The organism is Providencia rustigianii (genome assembly GCF_900637755.1).
Classification (GTDB): domain Bacteria; phylum Pseudomonadota; class Gammaproteobacteria; order Enterobacterales; family Enterobacteriaceae; genus Providencia; species Providencia rustigianii.
Genome location: NZ_LR134396.1, coordinates 3550115 through 3569829 on the forward strand (window position 1 = coordinate 3550115; position 19715 = coordinate 3569829).

Consider the following 19715-nt stretch of genomic DNA (forward strand, 5'->3'; position numbering starts at 1 on the left):
CAATAAGCGCCATTATGCGGGCTGCTCATTTTCTACAACCAAACGCTTTGGTGCGATACGTCCATCTTCACTCACCAGAGCAATACCAATAAACCGCTGCTCTGTACCACTAGTGACTCGGATCATTTCGCCTTGCGCAAGGCCTTGTACATTACCACATACAGGTTGACCCTGTTTAAAATATGCGGCGGTGTCTTCTGTGATATTCACAGCAGGAAAATGAACAACTGCGGTATCCATTGGCAATAACAGTGAATCCAAGAGTGCTTCAAAAGACCCTTCACCGGCATCCACTTTTGCCCGTAAAGCCGCTAATTGTTCCAAAGAGACCATTCGGTCATAAGGATAATTAGCCACTTGTACACGACGCAGATAAGTGACGTGAGCACCACATCCTAACATTTCACCTAAATCATCAATGATGGTTCGAATATACGTACCTTTCGAACAATGAATTTCCAGCTCTAATTCGTTGTTATCCCAACGAATAAACTGAAGCTCATACACAGTGATAGGACGGGCTTCTCGCTCTATTGTAATCCCTTTCCTTGCGTATTCATAAAGTGGCCGCCCTTGGTGTTTGAGTGCCGAATACATGGAAGGAATTTGTAGAGTATCACCACGAAAATGCTCTAAAGCATCATCAAGTTGCTTTGCTGTAAACTTAACTTCACGCTCACAGATAATTTCACCATGGGAGTCGGAAGTATCCGTACGCTGCCCAAGGCGTGCAATCACTCGATAACGTTTATCCGAGTCGAGTAAAAACTGTGAAAATTTTGTTGCTTCACCAAGACAGATTGGCAGCATCCCCGTCGCTAACGGGTCTAATGCACCAGTATGCCCTGCTTTGTTCGCGTTAAAGAAGCGCCGCACTTTTTGCAGCGCATCATTTGAAGAAATATCAGTAGGTTTATCCAGCAGCAATACGCCATCTATATCACGCCCGCTACGACGACGACCCATTATTTTTCCTCTTTATCATCTGTACCAGAACGACGTTCTTCGTCATTACGAATCACATTCGATACTAGGTTAGACATACGCATACCATCAACTAGCGAGCTATCATATTCAAAAGTCAGCTCAGGAATAATGCGTAAACGCATTGCTTTTCCGAGTAATGAACGAATAAAACCAGATGCTTCGTTTAATGCTTTAATACCTTCAGCAACCATTTCAGCTTCGCTCTTATCATCATTGGCGATGTTGAAAAAGGTGACGAAAACTTTACCGTATGCCAGATCCCGTGAAAGCTCGACACCAGATACGGTTGCCATGCCAATACGAGGATCTTTAATCTCACGCTGCAAGATAATCGCAATTTCTTTTTGCATTTCTTGAGCTACGCGTTGAGAACGACTGAATTCTTTTGCCATCGTTATATCTCCTGACAATAAAGGGGGCTATTGCCCCCTCACAAATACTTTTTTATAACCACGATGTCTCGTGGGTACTCACAAAATTAACCGTCGATTGAACGCTTAACTTCGATGATTTCAAAGACTTCGATCATATCGCCGACACGGACATCGTTGTAGTTCTTAACACCGATACCACATTCCATACCGTTACGAACTTCGCTCACGTCATCTTTGAAGCGACGCAGTGACTCCAACTCACCTTCGTAGATAACCACGTTATCACGTAAGACGCGGATTGGGTTATTACGTTTAATGGTACCTTCAGTAACCATACAGCCAGCAACAGCACCAAATTTCGGTGATTTAAATACATCACGGACTTCTGCAAGACCAATGATTTGCTGTTTGTATTCAGGTGCCAACATACCACTCATTGCTTGTTTGATTTCATCAATCAGGCTATAGATTACTGAGTAGTAACGTAAATCGACGCTTTCACTTTCAATAACGCGACGTGCAGATGCATCAGCACGAACGTTAAAGCCAAGAATGATAGCATTCGATGCCGCAGCCAGAGTTGCATCAGTTTCAGTGATACCACCCACGCCTGAACCGATGATTTTAACTTTAACTTCATCAGTTGACAGTTTCATCAGAGACTCAGTGATAGCTTCACAAGTACCCTGAACGTCAGTTTTCAGAACGATATTCAGTTCAGAAACTTTACCTTCTTCCATGTTAGCAAACATGTTTTCCAGTTTAGATTTCTGCTGACGAGCTAATTTCACATCACGGAATTTGCCTTGACGATAGAGAGCAACTTCACGTGCTTTTTTCTCGTCACGAACAACTGTCGCTTCATCACCGGCAGAAGGAACGCTTGAAAGCCCTAAAATTTCAACTGGAATTGAAGGACCTGCAGATTGAACTTCTTTACCTAATTCGTTACGCATTGCACGAATACGGCCATATTCAAATCCACACAGAACGATGTCGCCTTTATTCAAGGTACCTTCTTGAACTAAGATTGTCGCAACTGGGCCACGACCTTTGTCCAGATAAGATTCAACAACAACACCGCTTGCCATACCTGCATATACCGCTTTCAGTTCTAAAACTTCAGCTTGCAGCAAGATAGCATCTAACAGTTCATCGATACCGGTACCCACTTTTGCAGATACACCGATAAACTGCGTTTCACCGCCCCACTCTTCAGAAATAATACCGTACTGAGACAGTTCATTTCTAACGCGATCTGGGTCAGCTTCTGGTTTATCCATTTTGTTCACAGCAACAACAACTGGTACGCCCGCAGCTTTCGCATGTTGGATCGCTTCAATTGTTTGTGGCATTACACCATCATCTGCAGCAACAACCAGAACAACGATATCCGTTGCCTGAGCACCACGTGCACGCATCGAAGTAAACGCGGCGTGACCTGGGGTGTCTAAGAAGGTGATCATACCCTTGTCAGTTTGGACGTGGTATGCACCGATGTGCTGAGTAATACCACCTGCTTCGCCTGATGCTACTTTCGTTGAACGAATGTAGTCCAGTAAAGAGGTTTTACCATGGTCAACGTGACCCATGATGGTCACAACAGGAGCACGAGGTTCTTTTACCGCTGAGCCAGTGTCACGGTCATTCATCACCGCTTCTTCTAACTCGTTTTCGCGACGCAGAATAACTTTGTGTCCCATTTCTTCTGCTACTAACTGTGCAGTTTCTTGGTCAATCACTTGGTTAATGGTTGCCATCGCACCCATTTTCATCATCGTTTTGATGACTTGTGAGCCTTTAACCGCCATTTTGTTAGCCAGTTCGCCAACGGTAATGGTTTCGCCAATCACTACGTCACGGTTTACCGCAACAGCAGGTTTGGTGAAGCTTTGCTGTAAAGAACTACCTTTACGCTGCTTACCTTTAGAACGACCTGAACGACCCGCAGCACGCTCTTCTTCACGATCAGCTTTCTCAGACAGTTTATTGCCTTTTTTCTGACGTGGAGCTTTCGCTGTACGGTTACGTGAACGACGACCTTCTTCTTTCTCATCACTTTCGTCTTCTGCTGCACGAGCATGGGTAGACGTTGTAGTGTGATAGTCGCTGTCTTCTTCAGTTTTAGTTTCAGCCGTCCATTTCTCACCGTTCTCTTCAGCCATTTTACGGGCTTCTTCAGCAACACGGCGAGCTTCCGCTTCAACTTTACGTTGAGTTTCTTCTTCGGCTTTACGTTTCAGCTCAGCTGCTTCAGCTTCACGACGCTGTTTTTCGGCATTACTTTCGTTAGTCTTGCCTGGTTTTTGATGATTTTCGCTTTGTTTCACTTTTTCTCTTTCCGCTGCTTCGCGCGTAGCTTTATCAGCTGCTTCACGTTTTGCTTTCTCTTCGGCTTCACGTTTAGCGTTTGCTTCCGCTTCACGTTTGGCAGCGTCTTCTGCTGCACGTTTTGCCAGTTCCTCAGCTTCGCGCTGTGCCTGCTCTTCCGCTTCACGCTGCGCCTGCTCTTCCGATTTCGCTTCTTCAGCGTCACGGTTCACATAAGTGCGTTTTTTGCGGACTTCAACATTTACCGATTTGCTTTTGCCACCGGTGACTGGAACACTCAGCGTACTACGAGTTTTACGCTGCAATGTTAATTTACTTGGCTGACCCGCTACTCCGCCTTGTTCACGGTTTAAGTGGCTCAGTAAAGCTTCTTTTTCAGACTGGTTAACAGAGTCATTCTCACCTTTAGTGATCCCTGCTTCAGCAAATTGCTGTACCAGGCGATCAACTGTGGTTTGAATTTCCGTTGCCAATGATTTTACAGTTTCTGTCATGCCGTTCCTTCCTGCTACAGTGTTTACGCATCGTTACCGAACCAGCAAATATTACGTGCGGCCATAATGAGTTCGCCTGCTTTCTCATTATTCAGACCTTCAATATCAATGAGGTCGTCGATGCCCTGCTCAGCAAGATCTTCCAGTGTACAGATTCCACGAGTAGCCAAATTATAGGCAAGAGTACGATCCATACCGTCAAGATTCAACAAATCTTCTGCTGGCTGATTATCACCTAGGCTCTCTTTTTGAGCCAATTCGATTGTGGTGAGGGCCGCTTTTGCTCTTTCACGTAGAACTTCAACGGTTTCTTCATCAAGACCGTCAATTTCCAGAAGCTCTTTAATTGGCACGTAAGCCAGTTCTTCTAACGTAGAGAAGCCTTCTTCAACCAATGTTGTGGCAAACTCTTCGTCAATATCAAGATGCTTGGTGAATGTTTCAATAGAAGCATGTGCTTCTGCCTGATGTTTTGCATTCAGCTCTTCCGCAGTCATGACATTCAGTTCCCACTTGTCATCACCACGATGTATTTTCAGTAACTGAGCTGCTAAGCGAACGTTTTGACCATTACGACCAATCGCTTGGGCTAAGTTGCTGCTTTCAACGGCAACATCCATTGTACAGTTGTCTTCATCAACAACGATAGATGCCACATCAGCCGGAGCCATAGCATTAATAACGAATTGAGCAGGGTTATCATCCCATAACACGATGTCAATTCTTTCACCGCCTAGTTCACTAGAAACGGCTTGAACCCTTGCACCACGCATACCAACGCAAGCACCAACTGGGTCGATACGTTTGTCGTTAGTTTTTACTGCGATTTTAGCACGCGAGCCTGGATCACGAGCTGCAGCTTTGATCTCAATGATTTCTTCACCAATTTCTGGCACTTCAATGCGGAATAATTCAATCAGCATCTCTGGGCGAGAACGAGTGACAAAAAGCTGTGCACCGCGAGCTTCAGGTCGAACATCATACAGTACTCCGCGAATTCGGTCACCTGGACGGAAATTTTCGCGAGGTAACATATCTTCACGCAAGATAACCGCTTCTGCATTATTACCTAAATCTAAGGTGATATTTTCACGGTTAACTTTTTTCACTTGAGCAGTGATGATTTCACCTTGTTGCTCACGGAATTGATCAACTACCATCGCACGTTCGGCTTCACGAACTTTCTGTACGATAACTTGTTTAGCAGTTTGCGTTGTAATACGGTCAAAAACAACAGACTCAATCTGGTCTTCAACATATCCACCCAATTGCAGTTCAGGATCTTCGAACTGAGCTGCATCAAGAGTGATTTCACGTGTTGGCATTGTCACTTCATCAACAATTAACCAACGGCGGAAAGTGTCAAAATCACCTGATTTACGGTCGATCTCAACACGTACCTCAATTTCTTGCTCGTATTTCTTTTTGGTTGCTGTCGCTAGTGCAGTTTCCAGAGCCTCGAAGATTTTTTCACGAGGGAGGGATTTTTCGTTAGAAACCGCTTCAACAACAGCCAGAATTTCTTTGTTCATCCTAGTTGCCTCATTGAACTTTATTAAAAGTGGGGTACCAAGTTAGCTTTTTGGATGTTGCCGAGGGCGAACACCTCATCCTTACCATCTACAGTAACCGTAATCATTTCACCATCAACGGCTTTAATAATACCTTGCCATCTACGGCGGTTCTGCATAGCTATACGTAATGTCAGAGCCACCTCTTCACCCATAAAACGCTCGTAATGAGCGATCGTGAATAATGGACGCTCCATTCCCGGTGACGAAACTTCAAGGTTATAGATTACAGAAATTGGATCTTCGACATCCAATACTGCACTTACCTGATGGCTGACATCAGCACAATCATCAACAGTGATGCCTTCTTCACTATCAATGAAAATACGTAGTGTCGACGTGCGCCCACGAACGAATTCTAAGCCAACAAACTCAAAGCCTAGTGCTTCTACTGGTGCCGAAACCATCTCTGTTAATTTTTGCTCTAATGTGGACAAGCCCACCCCCAGACATAAAAAAAGGGCATATAGCCCAGTTAATTCGATTATCAAATAACAAAAAACCCCGATATCGGGGCTTTTGTAACTGGACCCATAACGCATGGGTTTACCATAATCCTAGTATACCTTGAAAATCTAGATAAATCGATGAGAAATTACGTTAACGATATCTAATAATGGACTGCAAGATATGTGAATAAGGAAATGGTTGCGGGAGCTGGATTTGAACCAACGACCTTCGGGTTATGAGCCCGACGAGCTACCAAGCTGCTCCATCCCGCGTTCGAAACGTGACTATTTTACACTGACTATTTGTTGTATACAAGTCGTCTAAAATAATGGTGCCGAGGACGGGACTTGAACCCGTACGCCCGTTTTGTAGGCACTACCACCTCAAGGTAGCGTGTATACCAATTTCACCACCTCGGCACTGAGGTGAGGTTACTAATTTACTCATCAATAACCTCAAATTTTTAACTTCTACTGCTTTACTACTGATGAGGACTAAATGCCTTCATCCGGAATCTTAAACACTTAACGAGGGATATCGCTCGTTGGTGTTGCTGGTGCTGCCGGAACGTCTGTTGGTTGCTCGACTTTTGCCGGTTCACTAATGTTTTCCCACTTACTACCTGTACCAGTGCCATATTTGTTGGCAGTCATATTGCCAAGCACTAAACTGATAATGAAAAACACAGCAGCCAAGATTCCAGTCATACGGGTCATGAAGTTACCTGAGCCCGATGAACCAAACAGTGTTGCAGAAGCGCCCGCACCGAATGATGCACCCATGTCAGCACCTTTACCTTGCTGTAACATCACCAGACCAATCAGGCTGATAGCCACTAGCAAAAAGATAATTAAGAGAGCTATATACATTTGAGTTACCTATTCAGTTACGGCGCATAGCCTATGCTATGACCCTTATACTGCACACCTACCCAATACTGAAAAATATAATTGCAGGATTGAGCAGGTGCGAATACTAACCAAAGCTGAGCTGACAAGCAAGTCTATTTTGCTTTCACGCGACCATTTGAAGAAAAAATCAACAAATTATCGAAATAATACTCAGCCATCTAATTATGTCGTCTTAACGTTTATTTTTATAAGCATTAAGAAAACCCATTTCAATGAATAAATTTAATTAACCCGCTGCTTTTACTGCATCAGCAATATGGTTAGCCATTTTAGTCACGGTCTCTTCATCTTCACCTTCGACCATCACACGGATAAGTGGTTCGGTACCCGATTTTCTGAGTAATACACGACCTTTCCCAGCTAACTCTTTTTCTACTTGTTCATTTGCTGCAATGACCGCATCACTTTGTAGAGGATCATGCTTGCCTTTGAAACGTACGTTAACCAACACTTGTGGCAATAATTTCATCCCACTGCAGAGGTCATGTAAACTCATTTGGTTACGAACCATTGCACTAAGTACTTGCAGCCCAGCTACAATACCGTCACCCGTAGTGGTTTTATCTAATAAAATAACGTGCCCTGAGTTTTCCGCTCCCATGCGCCAGCCTTTTTCTTGCAGTTTTTCCAGTACATACCGGTCACCGACTTTAGCTCGCTCAAAAGGAATACCCAGTTGTTTCAGTGCAATCTCCAAACCCATGTTACTCATCAAGGTGCCAATAACGCCACCTTTTAACTGGCCTTGGCGTAATGCTTCACGTGCAATGATATATAGGATTTGGTCACCGTCGACTTTGTTACCTTCGTGGTCAACCATGATGATTCTATCGCCATCACCATCAAAAGCTAAACCTACATCCGCTTTCTCTGCAATGACGCGCTCTTGCAGCATACGAACATCTGTTGCGCCACACTCTTCATTAATATTGATACCATTAGGATCGCAACCAATGGCGATAACTTCTGCACCTAATTCGCTAAATACATTGGGAGCAATGTGGTACGTTGCGCCATTTGCACAGTCTAGGACAACTTTAAGGCTGTTCAGGCTCTGCTCATTGGGGAATGTGCCTTTACAGAATTCGATATAACGTCCTGCCGCGTCGACGATACGGTTTGCACGACCTAATTCAGCAGACTCAACACAAGTAATCGGTTTTTCCATCTCAGCTTCGATAGCTTCTTCAACTTCATCTGGCAACTTAGTTCCATCAATAGAGAAGAATTTGATCCCATTATCATAATATGGGTTATGAGAGGCAGAAATAACGATCCCCGCTTCGGCACGGAAAGTACGAGTGAGATATGCAACCGCAGGCGTTGGCATTGGACCAGTAAACGATGCAGATAATCCAGCAGCCGCTAAGCCAGCTTCTAAAGAAGACTCCAACATATAGCCAGAAATACGCGTATCTTTGCCGATAATAATTTTTCGTGAGCCATGACGTGCGAGGACTTTACCCGCAGCCCAGCCTAATTTTAAAACGAAATCAGGTGTGATCGGACTATCGCCCACTTTGCCACGAATACCATCAGTACCAAAATATTTACGGTTACTCATACGCTAACTTTTCCTTTTCTGACAGAGTCATCTGAACCACTTGCATTGCCTGCACAGTTTCTTTCACATCATGAACACGAATAATCTGTGCTCCCTGCATTGCAGCAATAGTTGCACAAGCTAAACTGCCCGCAAGACGTTCTTGAGGTGGAACATTCAATAATTGCCCAATCATAGATTTGCGTGACAGACCTGCCAATAGCGGTAGTCCGAAATCATGAAACTGATCTAAATATGCTAATAATTGGTAATTATGCGACAGGTTCTTACCAAAACCAAAGCCTGGATCGATAATTATTTGCTGTTTATCAATTCCAGCATCTACACAGCGTTTAATTTCAATGGCTAAGTAGTCTTTAACTTCCTTGACGACATTCGCATAGTCAGGTGCATTCTGCATCGTTCTTGGCTGGCCTTTCATGTGCATAATACATACGGGTAACCCTGTATTGGCTGCAACCTCAAGCGCACCATCTTCATGCAATGAACGAATATCATTGATAATGTGCATTCCTGCTTTAGCGGCTTCATTCATGACTTGAGCTTTTGAGGTATCGACAGAAATCCACACATCAAAGCGCTTAGCAATGCCCTCTACAATTGGAATAACTCGGTCTAATTCTTCGCTTACAGAAACTTCAGCCGCACCTGGACGTGTCGATTCACCGCCGATATCAATAATCGTTGCGCCTTCTTGAACCATTTTAGCAACATGATCGAGTGCATCGTGATAACGATTATGGGTGCCACCATCTGAAAATGAATCAGGAGTAACATTCAGAATCCCCATCACCTGAGGAGTAGATAAGTCAAGGAGATGACCTCGAGCTTTAATGTGCATGATTATTTTTCCTTAACGTAAAAAACCCCAGTAATCTGGGGTTTTCAATTAATCAACTTGTGACGATAGCTTATTGTGGCTTGCTATCGTTATTATCGGATGAATTATTTTCATCTGACTTATCAGTTGGTTGTTCAGGCTGAGGTTCTGTCGCCGCTGTTTCAGGTTTTGATGCGCTTGCTGCTGCACCAAATGAGCCTGTCACGTTGTTAACTTTTTTATCCTCATCCCAACCTGCTGGCGCACGTACTGGACGGCGGTTCATCAGGTCATCAATCATTGGCATATCTATCGTTTCATATTTCAATAATGCATCTTTCATTGCATGCAGAATATCCATATTGTCGGTTAAGGTTTTATGTGCAACCTTATAACCACGGTCGATAATTGCTTTGATCTCTTCATCAATAATACGTGCAGTTTCATCTGAATAAGTCGAGCTATGTCCTGAACGACCTAAGAATGCTGGGCCTTCTTCTTCAGAATATAACACTGGACCTAACTTGTCAGAGAAGCCCCACTGAGTCACCATTTTTCTAGCTGTGTTGGTGGCTTGCTGGATATCGCCTGATGCACCGGTAGAAATTTTGTCATAACCGTAAATCAGTTCTTCAGCAATACGACCACCATAGGTGCTTGCAATGTTACCTTCTAACTTCTGACGGCTCGCACTAATTTGGTCACCTTCAGGTAAGTAGAACGTCACACCCAATGCACGACCACGAGGAATAATAGTCACTTTATGAACAGGGTCATGCTCTGGCATCAAGTAGCCCACAATCGCATGTCCAGCTTCATGATAAGCAGTCGATTCTTTCTGCTCTTCCGTCATCATTAAAGAACGGTGTTCAGCACCCAGCCAAACTTTATCTCGTGCTCTTTCGAATTCAGCCATGGAGACAACACGCTTATTTTCACGTGCCGCAAACAATGCTGCTTCGTTAACTAAGTTTGCTAACTCCGCACCAGAAAAACCTGGGGTTGCACGAGCAAGGATAGAGGTATCAACACCTGGGTCAATTGGAACACGACGCATATGAACTTTCAGAATCTGTTCACGGCCACGGACATCCGGTAGACCAACAACAACCTGACGGTCAAAACGACCTGGACGTAATAATGCTGGGTCAAGTACGTCAGCACGGTTAGTTGCAGCAATAACAATGATGCCTTCATTACCTTCGAAACCATCCATCTCAACCAGCATTTGGTTCAGTGTCTGTTCACGTTCATCGTGACCACCACCTAAACCAGCGCCACGTTGGCGACCAACAGCATCGATTTCATCAATAAAAATGATACAAGGCGCAGCTTTCTTTGCTTGTTCGAACATGTCACGAACACGCGAAGCACCAACCCCGACAAACATTTCCACGAAATCAGAACCGGAAATAGTAAAGAAAGGAACTTTAGCTTCACCAGCAATCGCTTTTGCCAGTAATGTTTTACCTGTACCCGGAGGTCCTACCATCAGGACGCCTTTAGGAATCTTACCACCGAGTTTTTGGAAACGAGCTGGTTCACGTAGGAATTCTACGATTTCACCCACTTCTTCTTTAGCTTCATCACAACCAGCAACGTCTGCAAATGTTGTTTTGATCTGATCTTCTGTCAGCATACGGGCTTTACTTTTGCCGAATGACATAGCCCCTTTGCCGCCGCCACCTTGCATTTGGCGCATAAAGAAAATCCAGACACCAATCAACAGAAGCATTGGGAACCAGGAAATGAAAATAGATGTCAGTAAGCTAGGTTCTTCTGGTGGTTCACCGACGACAGTTACATTCTTGTTTAACAAGGTGTCTAACAACTTCTCATCCTGCATAGGAAGATAAGTTGTATAGCGGCTATTATCCGCTTTTCTGACGTTCAATTCACGACCTGTGATACGAACTTCACGTACCTGATCCTGGGCTAACTCATTGATAAACGTTGAATAATCAACTCTGCGACTATTCGAATCGCTTGGGCCAAAACTCTGGAACAAGGACATCAGAACAACTGCGATGACTAACCAGAGAATTAGGTTTTTCGCCATGTCACTCAAGGGATTAACCTCACCTTACAACTGTGTTAACAAATAACGCTCAGGGTACTATAGTTTTAGTCCTGTCGCTACAATGTATACTTCACGCGATCGTGCCCGCGAAGATTCGGGTTTACGAACTTTAACTTTCGTAAATAGGGAGCGGATATCCCTGAGGTATTCATCAAAGCCTTCTCCCTGAAATACTTTAACAATAAAACTTCCCCCAGGAGCCAATACCGCACGGCACATATCCAATGCTAATTCAACCAGATACATAGAGCGAGGAATATCTACTTCAGGTGTTCCGCTCATATTTGGAGCCATGTCAGACATAACCACTTGTACTTTTTTATCCCCTACTCGCTCTAACAAAGCAGCAAGTACGGCTTCATCGCGAAAATCTCCTTGGAGGAAATCAACACCGACGATGGGATCCATTGGTAACAGGTCACAAGCAATAACACGACCATGATGACCTATTTGGCTGACAACATACTGCGACCAACCACCTGGGGCGGCCCCTAAATCAACAACGGTCATACCTGGTTTAAAAATCTTATCACCTTGCTGGATTTCATCCAGTTTAAACCATGCACGTGAGCGGAGCCCTTTTTTTTGTGCTTGCTGAACATATTTATCACTAAAATGTTCTTGCAACCAACGACTGGAGCTTGCCGAACGTTTTTTATTGGCCATTGCACTTTCCAACTATACTAATAGAAATACATTTCCCGACATTCTTCAAGTTACAAGGGATTAGCTTCATTTTTTCCCCAAGCTACATAATTTACTATGTATTTCAGGATAGTTTACGTTGCCGCCTACTAGTAACCCGATGGACTTCGGGTAATCATTAGCTGCTTCTTTACCATCAAATAAGATATAATTGATGGTGATAGTGATCAGATGGCGGTAGAATATGCCATTTTCAATACTAACCAAGCAAAAAATCGATGAATCTTAATAAAAAACAAATCCAGCACCTAAAAAGTCTCGCTCACCACTTAAACCCTGTTGTTATGATTGGCAACAATGGCTTAACCGAAGGTGTTTTGGCCGAGATAGAACTCTCATTAACACATCACGAGCTTATCAAAGTCAAAATCGCAGGCGAAGATCGTGATACTAAAAATTTGATCGCTGATGCAATTGTTCGCGAAACTGGTGCAGCAAATGTCCAAGTTATCGGTAAAATTCTTGTTCTCTACCGTCCTTCAGCTGAGCGCAAAATCATTTTACCTAAATAATAACTCTTCATTTATATAAAAATGCCATCGAAAGCATGTTTTATATGACGAAAAAGGCCGCCTGCGGCCTTTCTCTCTAAATCAGTGAAATAATATAACCAATTCAGGGAAATAGGAATCAGATATACTCAACTTTAAGAATTTCGAACTCAACATCCCCGCCCGGCGTCTTAATTGTGACGACATCATCAACTTCTTTGCCCACTAATCCACGAGCAATTGGCGAATTGACAGAGATTAAATTCACTTTAATATCTGCTTCATCATCACCGACAATACGGTAAGTTAGCTCTTCATCTGTATCTAGGTTAAGTACAGTGACTGTTGCTCCGAAAATAACACGTCCATTGTTAACCATTTTCGTTATATCGATCACTTGAGAGTGGGAAAGTTTAGATTCAATTTCTTGAATACGACCTTCACAAAACCCCTGTTGTTCACGCGCAGCATGATATTCAGCATTTTCTTTTAAATCACCATGCTCACGAGCATCTGCAATTGCCGCAATAATTTCAGGGCGACGGACAGATTTCAAGTACTCGAGCTCTTCTCTGAGCTTGTTTGCACCAAATACTGTCATTGGAATCTGTTTCATTTGATAAATACCTCTGATTCAATCCTATATAAAAAATAAGTATCTTCCTGATTTTGTAACAGCAGTACACCGAACACCACTGTGTGTAGGGGGGTGTTCAAATTACTTGGGGTGTAAATAACTCAATCAGACTAATTTAGCCACTTATCTTATCATACTGTTCGCTATTTTAACTGAGAGTTAATAGCGGATCATCGTTTACTTTATTGGGCATTACACTTTAGTATGTGCAGTATGTCTACCCTGATATGTGAAATATATGTCGTTATTAACTTCAACCAGAAAATTAATCATCACTTTAGGACTTGCCTTCGTAAGTTCACAAGCTTTATCTATTCCTGTTGATGATTTTAAACAGTATCTCCCCGACGGCACTAACCTTGCTCTGGTTGCGCAGAAAGTAGGAAGTAATACTCCACTCATTGATTATAACGCTCAACAAATGGCGCTACCGGCCAGTACCCAAAAAGTCGTCACTGCATTGGCTGCTTTATTGCAATTAGGCCCAGACTATCGTTTCGTAACCAATTTTGAAACCGATGCAAAATTAAATAACAACACGCTGACGGGTGATTTAGTCATCCGCTTCAGTGGCGACCCAACACTGACTCGCCAACAAATTCGCAATATGGTCAACGCATTAAAGCAAGTCGGTATTCATAAAGTTGATGGTGACCTTATTGTCGATATTTCAGCATTTGCAAGCCATGACAAAGCACCGGGCTGGGTATGGAACGATATGACCCAATGCTTTAGTGCACCACCTGCCGCCGCGATTATTGATAGAAACTGTTTCTCAGTTTCCCTCTATCCCGCAGATAAACCGGGCGATATGGCATTTATCAAAACAGCTAATTTTTATCCAGTGAATATGTTTAGTGAGGTTAAAACCCTTGCAAAAGGTTCGCCAGAATCCCGTTACTGTGAATTGGATGTGGTTCCAGGAGAGCTCAATCGATATACCTTAACAGGCTGCTTAACTCAACGCAGTGAGCCCCTACCTCTAGCTTTCGCAGTACAAAATGGCGCAAGCTATTCGGGTGCAATTGTTAAGAATGAGTTGATCAATGCAGGTATTGAACTGACTGGAAGCATAAAGAAAAGAACACTTCCCGTTCCTCAATCCCAAGTTCTCGTCAAAACAGAATCGAAACCTTTGCATGACCTGCTAAAAGTTATGTTGAAAAAATCAGATAATATGATCGCTGATACGGTATTTAGAACCATTGGGCGTGATTACTATGGGGTACCAGGTACATGGCGTTCAGGCTCTGATGCAGTAAGACAAGTATTGAAGCAAAAAGCAGGTATCGATTTAGGTAACACCGTGATGGTGGATGGCTCTGGGTTATCACGACATAACCTGATTACACCAGCAACTATGATGGAAGTTTTGCAGTTTATCGCTAAAAACGATCAGCAACTTGATTATATCTCAATGCTCCCGTTAGCAGGCCATGATGGAACGCTGCGCTACCGTGGCGGTTTAGATGAAGCGGGTGTAAACGGTAAGGTTTCAGCTAAAACAGGCGCATTGCAAGGAGTTTATAACCTCGCTGGCTTTATTACCACAGCAAGTGGGCAGCGAGTTGCATTCGTCCAATTTATTTCAGCCTATGCCGTTCCTCAAAGCCAACAGCGTAGTCGTCGCGTACCATTAGTGCGTTTCGAGAGCCGTTTATATAAAGATCTGTACCAGAAAAACTGATCCTCACAGAGATCCTTTTCAGGATCTTGAGGTATAAAAAAGGCGCAATTATCAAAATTTGCGCCTTTTTATATACCTAACGATTAATTATTTTTGGTAAATGAATTCGACACCTTCGTCGTCATCTTCATCCCAATCATCATCCCAATCGTCATCAAGGTCTTCAGCTTCAGACAGTTGCTCTTTATGGTAATCATCCCACATAAATTCAACTTTCTCTGGCTGTTTGGTTTCATCTTCAACGGACATATTGCGTGGTTGGGTATTCATAAACTCCATGATATCCCAGCACAGTGCTTTCACGCCTTCGTGATTCACTGCGGAAATCATATAGTATTTATCTTCCCAGCCCATACCTTTGGCAATTTCAGCTGCACGTTTAGCTGACTCTTCTGCACCTAAAATATCGACTTTGTTGAAGACTAACCAGCGTGGTTTTTGTGCTAATTTCTCGCTGTATTTCTCCAGTTCACCAACAATGATCTTTGCATTCTCTACAGGATCAGATTCGTCAACTGGACAGATGTCGATCAAATGTAACAATACGCGGCAACGTTCTAAGTGTTTAAGGAATTGGATCCCTAAACCCGCACCTTCCGCAGCACCTTCGATCAACCCTGGAATGTCAGCAACCACAAAGCTCTGCTCGTTATCCATACGCACCACACCAAGGCTTGGTACTAAGGTCGTAAATGGATAATCAGCGACTTTTGGCTTAGCCGCAGAGACTGAGCGAATAAATGTTGATTTACCGGCATTCGGCATACCTAACATACCCACATCAGCAAGCAGCATTAATTCTAAAAGGATCTCACGAGTTTCACCTTTCGTTCCCATGGTACGCTGACGCGGAGCACGGTTAACTGAAGATTTAAAACGGGTGTTACCCAGCCCATGGAAACCGCCCTTAGCAACCATGTGGCGTTGTTCATGACGAGTCATGTCACAAAGTACTTCATTAGTACCTAAATCGCGTACACGGGTTCCTACAGGAACTTTAACCGTGATATCTTGACCACGTTTACCAGTACATTCACGACTTTGACCATTTTGGCCACGTTCAGCCCGGAATGATTTTTCAAAACGATAGTCGATCAGGGTGTTGAGGTTTTCATCTGCCTGTAAATAGACATCACCACCATCACCACCGTCACCACCGTCAGGTCCACCTTTCGGGATATATTTTTCACGACGGAAGCTGACACAACCATTGCCACCATCTCCCGCCACGACCAATATTTTGGCTTCATCTACAAATTTCATAATTCTTTCTCCGTCTGCTAGCCATTATAGTGCTGGATGGCTGTATTACCCAGAGATGGCGTATTTTGAATATAAAAAGCCCCGCAAAAGGTTTTTGCAGGGCTTTAATTCTAAAATTAAAAGTCAGAAAACTTATTCAGCTTCGATGCTGATAAATTTACGATTGTTTGGACCTTTAACTTCAAATTTAACTTTACCGTCCGCTAGGGCGAATAGAGTGTGGTCACGGCCACAACCTACGTTGTTACCTGCGTGGAATTTAGTACCACGTTGACGTACGATGATGCTACCTGCTAATACAGCTTCGCCACCGAAACGTTTTACACCCAGACGTTTTGCTTCTGAGTCGCGACCGTTACGAGTTGAACCGCCAGCCTTTTTATGTGCCATTAATCTGCTCTCCTAAATCTTAAGCGATGCCAGTGATCTTAACATCAGTGAACCACTGACGATGACCTTGCTGTTTACGGCTATGTTTACGACGACGGAACTTAACGATTTTAACTTTATCGCCACGACCGTGTGCAACCACTTCCGCTTTCACTTTAACGCCTTCAACGACAGGAGCGCCGATTTGGATCTCATCGCCATTAGCAACCATCAGAACTTGATCAAATTCAACAGTTTCACCTGTTGCGATGTCCAGCTTTTCTAGGCGGACAGTTTGACCTTCGCTAACTCGGTGTTGTTTACCACCACTTTGGAAAACCGCGTACATATTAACTCCGCTTTCCGCGTACTCGCTAAATATTTCAATTCCTGAGCACGCTATAAAATATTCACAATAGGGCGCGAATTCTACGCAAAAAAGCATCAGAACACAAGCCAATAATGCAGTTAGATTACAAAAAATACGACTTTTTTATCTTGTGTGGCTTTTTCCGGCTGATTTTTTTGGAATATATTGAATTGTTACTTATTTAAACATTTTTTGCACTTCACCCGATAATCTTATTATTAATAATGTTATGCTTACGGAATTACTGTGATCTCGGCTCCCCCCTTTTTGACTCTCGGGAGGACCCAAAAACTAATAATATGAATAATTTACAATGAATTTAGAATCTATTATTGAACTGACAAATGAGGACATGTCAGCGGTAAACAAAGTGATCCTCAGTCAATTAAATTCGGATGTAGCGTTAATCAATCAATTAGGTTACTACATTATCAGTGGCGGCGGTAAAAGGATCCGACCAATGATCGCGATCCTTGCCGGACGATCCCTCGGCTATTCTGGGCATAAACATACCCAAGTCGCCGCACTGATAGAGTTCATCCACACGGCCACTTTATTACATGATGACGTTGTTGATGAATCGGATATGCGTCGTGGAAAACAGACAGCAAATGCAGTTTTTGGTAATGCTGCTAGCGTTTTAGTCGGTGACTTTATCTACACTCGATCCTTCCAAATGATGACGGATCTTGATTCTATGCGTGTATTAAAGCTCATGTCAGAAGCGACTAATGTCATTGCTGAAGGTGAAGTTTTGCAGTTAATGAACTGCAACGATCCTAACATTACCGAAGAAAACTACATGCAGGTCATCTATAGCAAAACAGCTCGCTTATTTGAAGCGGCGTCTCACGCCTCTGCCATTTTAGCGAATGCAACACCTGCTCAAGAAAAAGCATTACAGGATTATGGCCGTTATATTGGCACCGCATTCCAGTTAGTAGATGATCTTCTGGATTACGATGCTGATAATACCCAACTGGGTAAAAATACCGGTGATGATCTGGATGAAGGAAAACCGACGCTACCACTGTTACATGCAATGAACCATGGTAACGAAGAAGAGTCCGCACTGATTAGGCAAGCGATTGAGCAAGGTAATGGACGCCATTTACTAGACACAGTTCTAGCAACTATGAAACGTTGTGGTTCACTCGATTACACTTACCAACGTGCCCAAGAAGAAGCTCAAAAAGCAATTGATGCTTTAGATATCCTTGAAGACAGTGCTTATAAGCAAGCATTAATTGGCTTGGCACACATAGCAATCCAACGCCATTCCTAATTTTTCAGGTGTTATATCGATAGCTAAACTCAGGGGTGAAAGAAATTTCGCCCCTTATTATTTTATTCCTGCTCTTGCTGCGATTCTTGTTCTATTTTGGCTAATAATGACGAGAGGCCATAGCGTAAAATATACTTAACGATTGTTTTACGTTCAGTTTCTGTTAACTGATAATATGCCTCAGTCCAAATCTGGAATGCATCCATTCTCTGTGCTTGATAAGGCACTGATGGCTCGTAGACATTTAATTGCCCTTGAATGTCTGTAGGTAAGCTTTCAAAGTAATATTCTACCGCCTTCCCCTGAACACCTCTTTTACGTCGATTTTTCCAGCCTTCTCTTCGAGCCATCAGATTGATACCTTGAGGTGAAGTAGGAAGACCATCTATGCCTGCTAATTCTTTCGCAGTGAACCACAATTTTTTCATATTCTCACTTTTACGCTTAGCTTATATTTTGTAATCTGCTTTTGTCGCTATACCAAAGTTGTTTTGTTAAAAAATTCATTCGATTCAATACAGTATAAATTTATAGCTTAGTTACTTTTTATTAATTAAACTGATCAATGCCAACGCTCCCTCTCGTACAATAAACGCTAAAACCTTTACGCGTTCATCATCAGAAAGCTGGTTGTATGCTGCCTGCCAGATATGCGATTGCTCCTCATGTTTAATCTGATAAACCACCGGAGTTTCATACATAAAAACGTGTTCAGCAATATCGGAAGGGATGGAACTAATATGGTATTCCAATGCTTTACCTTGAATTCCCCTCCGTTTGCGACTAAGCCAATTTTCTCGTCTAGCCATCGCATTAATACCTTGAGTGCTCATGGGTAATCCCTGAATTCCCACTAACTCCTTAGCTGTTAGCCATTCCTTATTCATCATCGACTCTCCTTGTCGTACGAGTATCTCTCTTTATCGTTGCCGAAAACTATTTCTATATAGCCTTTCACCATCATTGTGAATATTAAGAAATCATAAATAAATGATAGATGTTATCCACATTTTGTTTCTTATATAAAATGTATTAACAACACATTGAAAATGGTTTTTATCAATTATTGAGAAATATAAATCTTCACGATAAACAGAATAAATACATATAAACACAGAGATTTTCTTAATAACCAAATTTAGTTATTTTTATTTTCAAAGCCTTATCTTAATTCACAATAATCATTCTCATCTTTCTATTATTTTCAGAAAAATAACGATAGTTTCATAAAAATGAATATTTAGAAAAAATTAGAAATTATTATTGGAAATTTCTGTTATTTTATTTCCAATAACAGAGCAATTGTACTGAATGTATCACAATACT

At 42.7% G+C, this 19715-nt stretch carries 19 protein-coding genes and 2 tRNA genes; 3 read left to right on the plus strand and 18 right to left on the minus strand.

Going from position 1 to position 19715, the window contains the following annotated elements:
• Nucleotides 1–12 precede the first annotated feature (12 nt).
• The 12 genes from truB to rlmE form a co-directional block, all read right to left on the minus strand.
• Nucleotides 13–966: a tRNA pseudouridine(55) synthase TruB gene (gene truB / locus EL244_RS16280; RefSeq protein WP_126462320.1), complete on the minus strand. Its 954-nt coding sequence runs from the start codon at nt 964–966 to the stop codon at nt 13–15.
• Nucleotides 966–1379 (minus strand): 30S ribosome-binding factor RbfA, encoded by a 414-nt coding sequence (rbfA, locus tag EL244_RS16285; RefSeq protein ID WP_006814504.1) that lies wholly within the window; start codon nt 1377–1379, stop codon nt 966–968. Before rbfA ends, truB begins: the two co-directional genes overlap by 1 nt.
• 86 nt (nt 1380–1465) lie before the next feature.
• The gene (gene infB, locus EL244_RS16290; protein WP_126462323.1) at nt 1466–4186 is read right to left on the minus strand and encodes a translation initiation factor IF-2; all 2721 of its coding nucleotides are present in this window, start codon (nt 4184–4186) and stop codon (nt 1466–1468) included.
• A gap of 23 nt (nt 4187–4209) precedes the next feature.
• Complete coding sequence (nusA, locus tag EL244_RS16295) at nt 4210–5718, minus strand: transcription termination factor NusA (RefSeq protein WP_006814506.1); 1509 nt, start codon at nt 5716–5718, stop codon at nt 4210–4212.
• Nucleotides 5719–5741: 23 nt separating this feature from the next.
• Nucleotides 5742–6194: a ribosome maturation factor RimP gene (rimP, locus tag EL244_RS16300; protein ID WP_039854991.1), complete on the minus strand. Its 453-nt coding sequence runs from the start codon at nt 6192–6194 to the stop codon at nt 5742–5744.
• A gap of 208 nt (nt 6195–6402) precedes the next feature.
• Nucleotides 6403–6479: transfer RNA gene (locus tag EL244_RS16305), tRNA-Met, on the minus strand.
• A 57-nt stretch (nt 6480–6536) separates the two neighbouring features.
• Nucleotides 6537–6626 (minus strand) — tRNA-Leu (locus EL244_RS16310).
• Between the two features lie 105 nt (nt 6627–6731).
• Nucleotides 6732–7076, minus strand: a complete 345-nt coding sequence (gene secG, locus EL244_RS16315; RefSeq protein ID WP_006814508.1) for a preprotein translocase subunit SecG — start codon at nt 7074–7076, stop codon at nt 6732–6734.
• 268 nt (nt 7077–7344) lie between these two features.
• Nucleotides 7345–8682, minus strand: coding sequence for a phosphoglucosamine mutase (gene glmM, locus EL244_RS16320; RefSeq protein WP_006814510.1), 1338 nt, complete (start codon nt 8680–8682; stop codon nt 7345–7347).
• A complete protein-coding gene (gene folP, locus EL244_RS16325) occupies nt 8675–9523 on the minus strand; it encodes a dihydropteroate synthase (protein WP_126462326.1) in 849 nt (282 codons plus the stop codon). The genes glmM and folP overlap by 8 nt, the downstream gene beginning before the upstream one ends.
• A gap of 70 nt (nt 9524–9593) precedes the next feature.
• Nucleotides 9594–11561 (minus strand): ATP-dependent zinc metalloprotease FtsH, encoded by a 1968-nt coding sequence (ftsH, locus tag EL244_RS16330; protein WP_126462903.1) that lies wholly within the window; start codon nt 11559–11561, stop codon nt 9594–9596.
• Between the two features lie 57 nt (nt 11562–11618).
• Complete coding sequence (rlmE, locus tag EL244_RS16335) at nt 11619–12248, minus strand: 23S rRNA (uridine(2552)-2'-O)-methyltransferase RlmE (protein ID WP_006814514.1); 630 nt, start codon at nt 12246–12248, stop codon at nt 11619–11621.
• 257 nt (nt 12249–12505) lie between these two features.
• Here rlmE and yhbY point away from each other — a divergent pair, with 257 nt between their 5' ends.
• The gene (gene yhbY / locus EL244_RS16340) at nt 12506–12799 is read left to right on the plus strand and encodes a ribosome assembly RNA-binding protein YhbY (RefSeq protein WP_006814515.1); all 294 of its coding nucleotides are present in this window, start codon (nt 12506–12508) and stop codon (nt 12797–12799) included.
• A gap of 118 nt (nt 12800–12917) precedes the next feature.
• On the opposite strand, the gene greA is transcribed toward yhbY, so the two are convergent.
• Nucleotides 12918–13394, minus strand: a complete 477-nt coding sequence (greA, locus tag EL244_RS16345) for a transcription elongation factor GreA (protein WP_006814516.1) — start codon at nt 13392–13394, stop codon at nt 12918–12920.
• A gap of 259 nt (nt 13395–13653) precedes the next feature.
• Here greA and dacB point away from each other — a divergent pair, with 259 nt between their 5' ends.
• Entirely contained in the window at nt 13654–15102 is a 1449-nt protein-coding gene (gene dacB, locus EL244_RS16350) for a serine-type D-Ala-D-Ala carboxypeptidase (RefSeq protein WP_126462329.1), read from the plus strand.
• Nucleotides 15103–15189: 87 nt separating this feature from the next.
• Here dacB and cgtA read toward each other — a convergent pair whose 3' ends face one another.
• The 3 genes from cgtA to rplU form a co-directional block, all read right to left on the minus strand.
• On the minus strand, nt 15190–16365 hold the full coding sequence (gene cgtA, locus EL244_RS16355) for an Obg family GTPase CgtA (protein ID WP_126462332.1): 1176 nt from the start codon (nt 16363–16365) through the stop codon (nt 15190–15192).
• Nucleotides 16366–16497: 132 nt separating this feature from the next.
• A complete protein-coding gene (rpmA, locus tag EL244_RS16360; RefSeq protein WP_004905922.1) occupies nt 16498–16755 on the minus strand; it encodes a 50S ribosomal protein L27 in 258 nt (85 codons plus the stop codon).
• A gap of 19 nt (nt 16756–16774) precedes the next feature.
• Nucleotides 16775–17083, minus strand: coding sequence for a 50S ribosomal protein L21 (rplU, locus tag EL244_RS16365; RefSeq protein WP_008913976.1), 309 nt, complete (start codon nt 17081–17083; stop codon nt 16775–16777).
• A gap of 334 nt (nt 17084–17417) precedes the next feature.
• Here rplU and ispB point away from each other — a divergent pair, with 334 nt between their 5' ends.
• Nucleotides 17418–18389: an octaprenyl diphosphate synthase gene (gene ispB / locus EL244_RS16370; protein WP_006814520.1), complete on the plus strand. Its 972-nt coding sequence runs from the start codon at nt 17418–17420 to the stop codon at nt 18387–18389.
• A gap of 62 nt (nt 18390–18451) precedes the next feature.
• Here ispB and EL244_RS16375 read toward each other — a convergent pair whose 3' ends face one another.
• Together EL244_RS16375 and EL244_RS16380 are read right to left on the minus strand one after the other, a co-directional pair.
• The gene (locus EL244_RS16375) at nt 18452–18817 is read right to left on the minus strand and encodes a DNA-binding protein (RefSeq protein ID WP_006814521.1); all 366 of its coding nucleotides are present in this window, start codon (nt 18815–18817) and stop codon (nt 18452–18454) included.
• 111 nt (nt 18818–18928) lie between these two features.
• Nucleotides 18929–19276 carry a DNA-binding protein gene (locus tag EL244_RS16380; RefSeq protein ID WP_126462906.1) on the minus strand — a complete coding sequence of 116 codons (348 nt, stop codon included), beginning with the start codon at nt 19274–19276 and terminating at the stop codon, nt 18929–18931.
• Between the last annotated feature and the right edge of the window lie 439 nt (nt 19277–19715).

Coding starts and splice junctions, on each gene's coding strand:
- truB (WP_126462320.1), bottom strand. CDS start 966: ATGGGTCGTCGTCGTAGCGGGCGTGATATAGATGGCGTATTGCTGCTG.
- rbfA (WP_006814504.1), bottom strand. CDS start 1,379: ATGGCAAAAGAATTCAGTCGTTCTCAACGCGTAGCTCAAGAAATGCAA.
- infB (WP_126462323.1), bottom strand. CDS start 4,186: ATGACAGAAACTGTAAAATCATTGGCAACGGAAATTCAAACCACAGTT.
- nusA (WP_006814506.1), bottom strand. CDS start 5,718: ATGAACAAAGAAATTCTGGCTGTTGTTGAAGCGGTTTCTAACGAAAAA.
- secG (WP_006814508.1), bottom strand. CDS start 7,076: ATGTATATAGCTCTCTTAATTATCTTTTTGCTAGTGGCTATCAGCCTG.
- glmM (WP_006814510.1), bottom strand. CDS start 8,682: ATGAGTAACCGTAAATATTTTGGTACTGATGGTATTCGTGGCAAAGTG.
- folP (WP_126462326.1), bottom strand. CDS start 9,523: ATGCACATTAAAGCTCGAGGTCATCTCCTTGACTTATCTACTCCTCAG.
- ftsH (WP_126462903.1), bottom strand. CDS start 11,561: ATGGCGAAAAACCTAATTCTCTGGTTAGTCATCGCAGTTGTTCTGATG.
- rlmE (WP_006814514.1), bottom strand. CDS start 12,248: ATGGCCAATAAAAAACGTTCGGCAAGCTCCAGTCGTTGGTTGCAAGAA.
- yhbY (WP_006814515.1), top strand. CDS start 12,506: ATGAATCTTAATAAAAAACAAATCCAGCACCTAAAAAGTCTCGCTCAC.
- greA (WP_006814516.1), bottom strand. CDS start 13,394: ATGAAACAGATTCCAATGACAGTATTTGGTGCAAACAAGCTCAGAGAA.
- dacB (WP_126462329.1), top strand. CDS start 13,654: ATGTCGTTATTAACTTCAACCAGAAAATTAATCATCACTTTAGGACTT.
- cgtA (WP_126462332.1), bottom strand. CDS start 16,365: ATGAAATTTGTAGATGAAGCCAAAATATTGGTCGTGGCGGGAGATGGT.
- rpmA (WP_004905922.1), bottom strand. CDS start 16,755: ATGGCACATAAAAAGGCTGGCGGTTCAACTCGTAACGGTCGCGACTCA.
- rplU (WP_008913976.1), bottom strand. CDS start 17,083: ATGTACGCGGTTTTCCAAAGTGGTGGTAAACAACACCGAGTTAGCGAA.
- ispB (WP_006814520.1), top strand. CDS start 17,418: ATGAATTTAGAATCTATTATTGAACTGACAAATGAGGACATGTCAGCG.
- EL244_RS16375 (WP_006814521.1), bottom strand. CDS start 18,817: ATGAAAAAATTGTGGTTCACTGCGAAAGAATTAGCAGGCATAGATGGT.
- EL244_RS16380 (WP_126462906.1), bottom strand. CDS start 19,276: ATGAATAAGGAATGGCTAACAGCTAAGGAGTTAGTGGGAATTCAGGGA.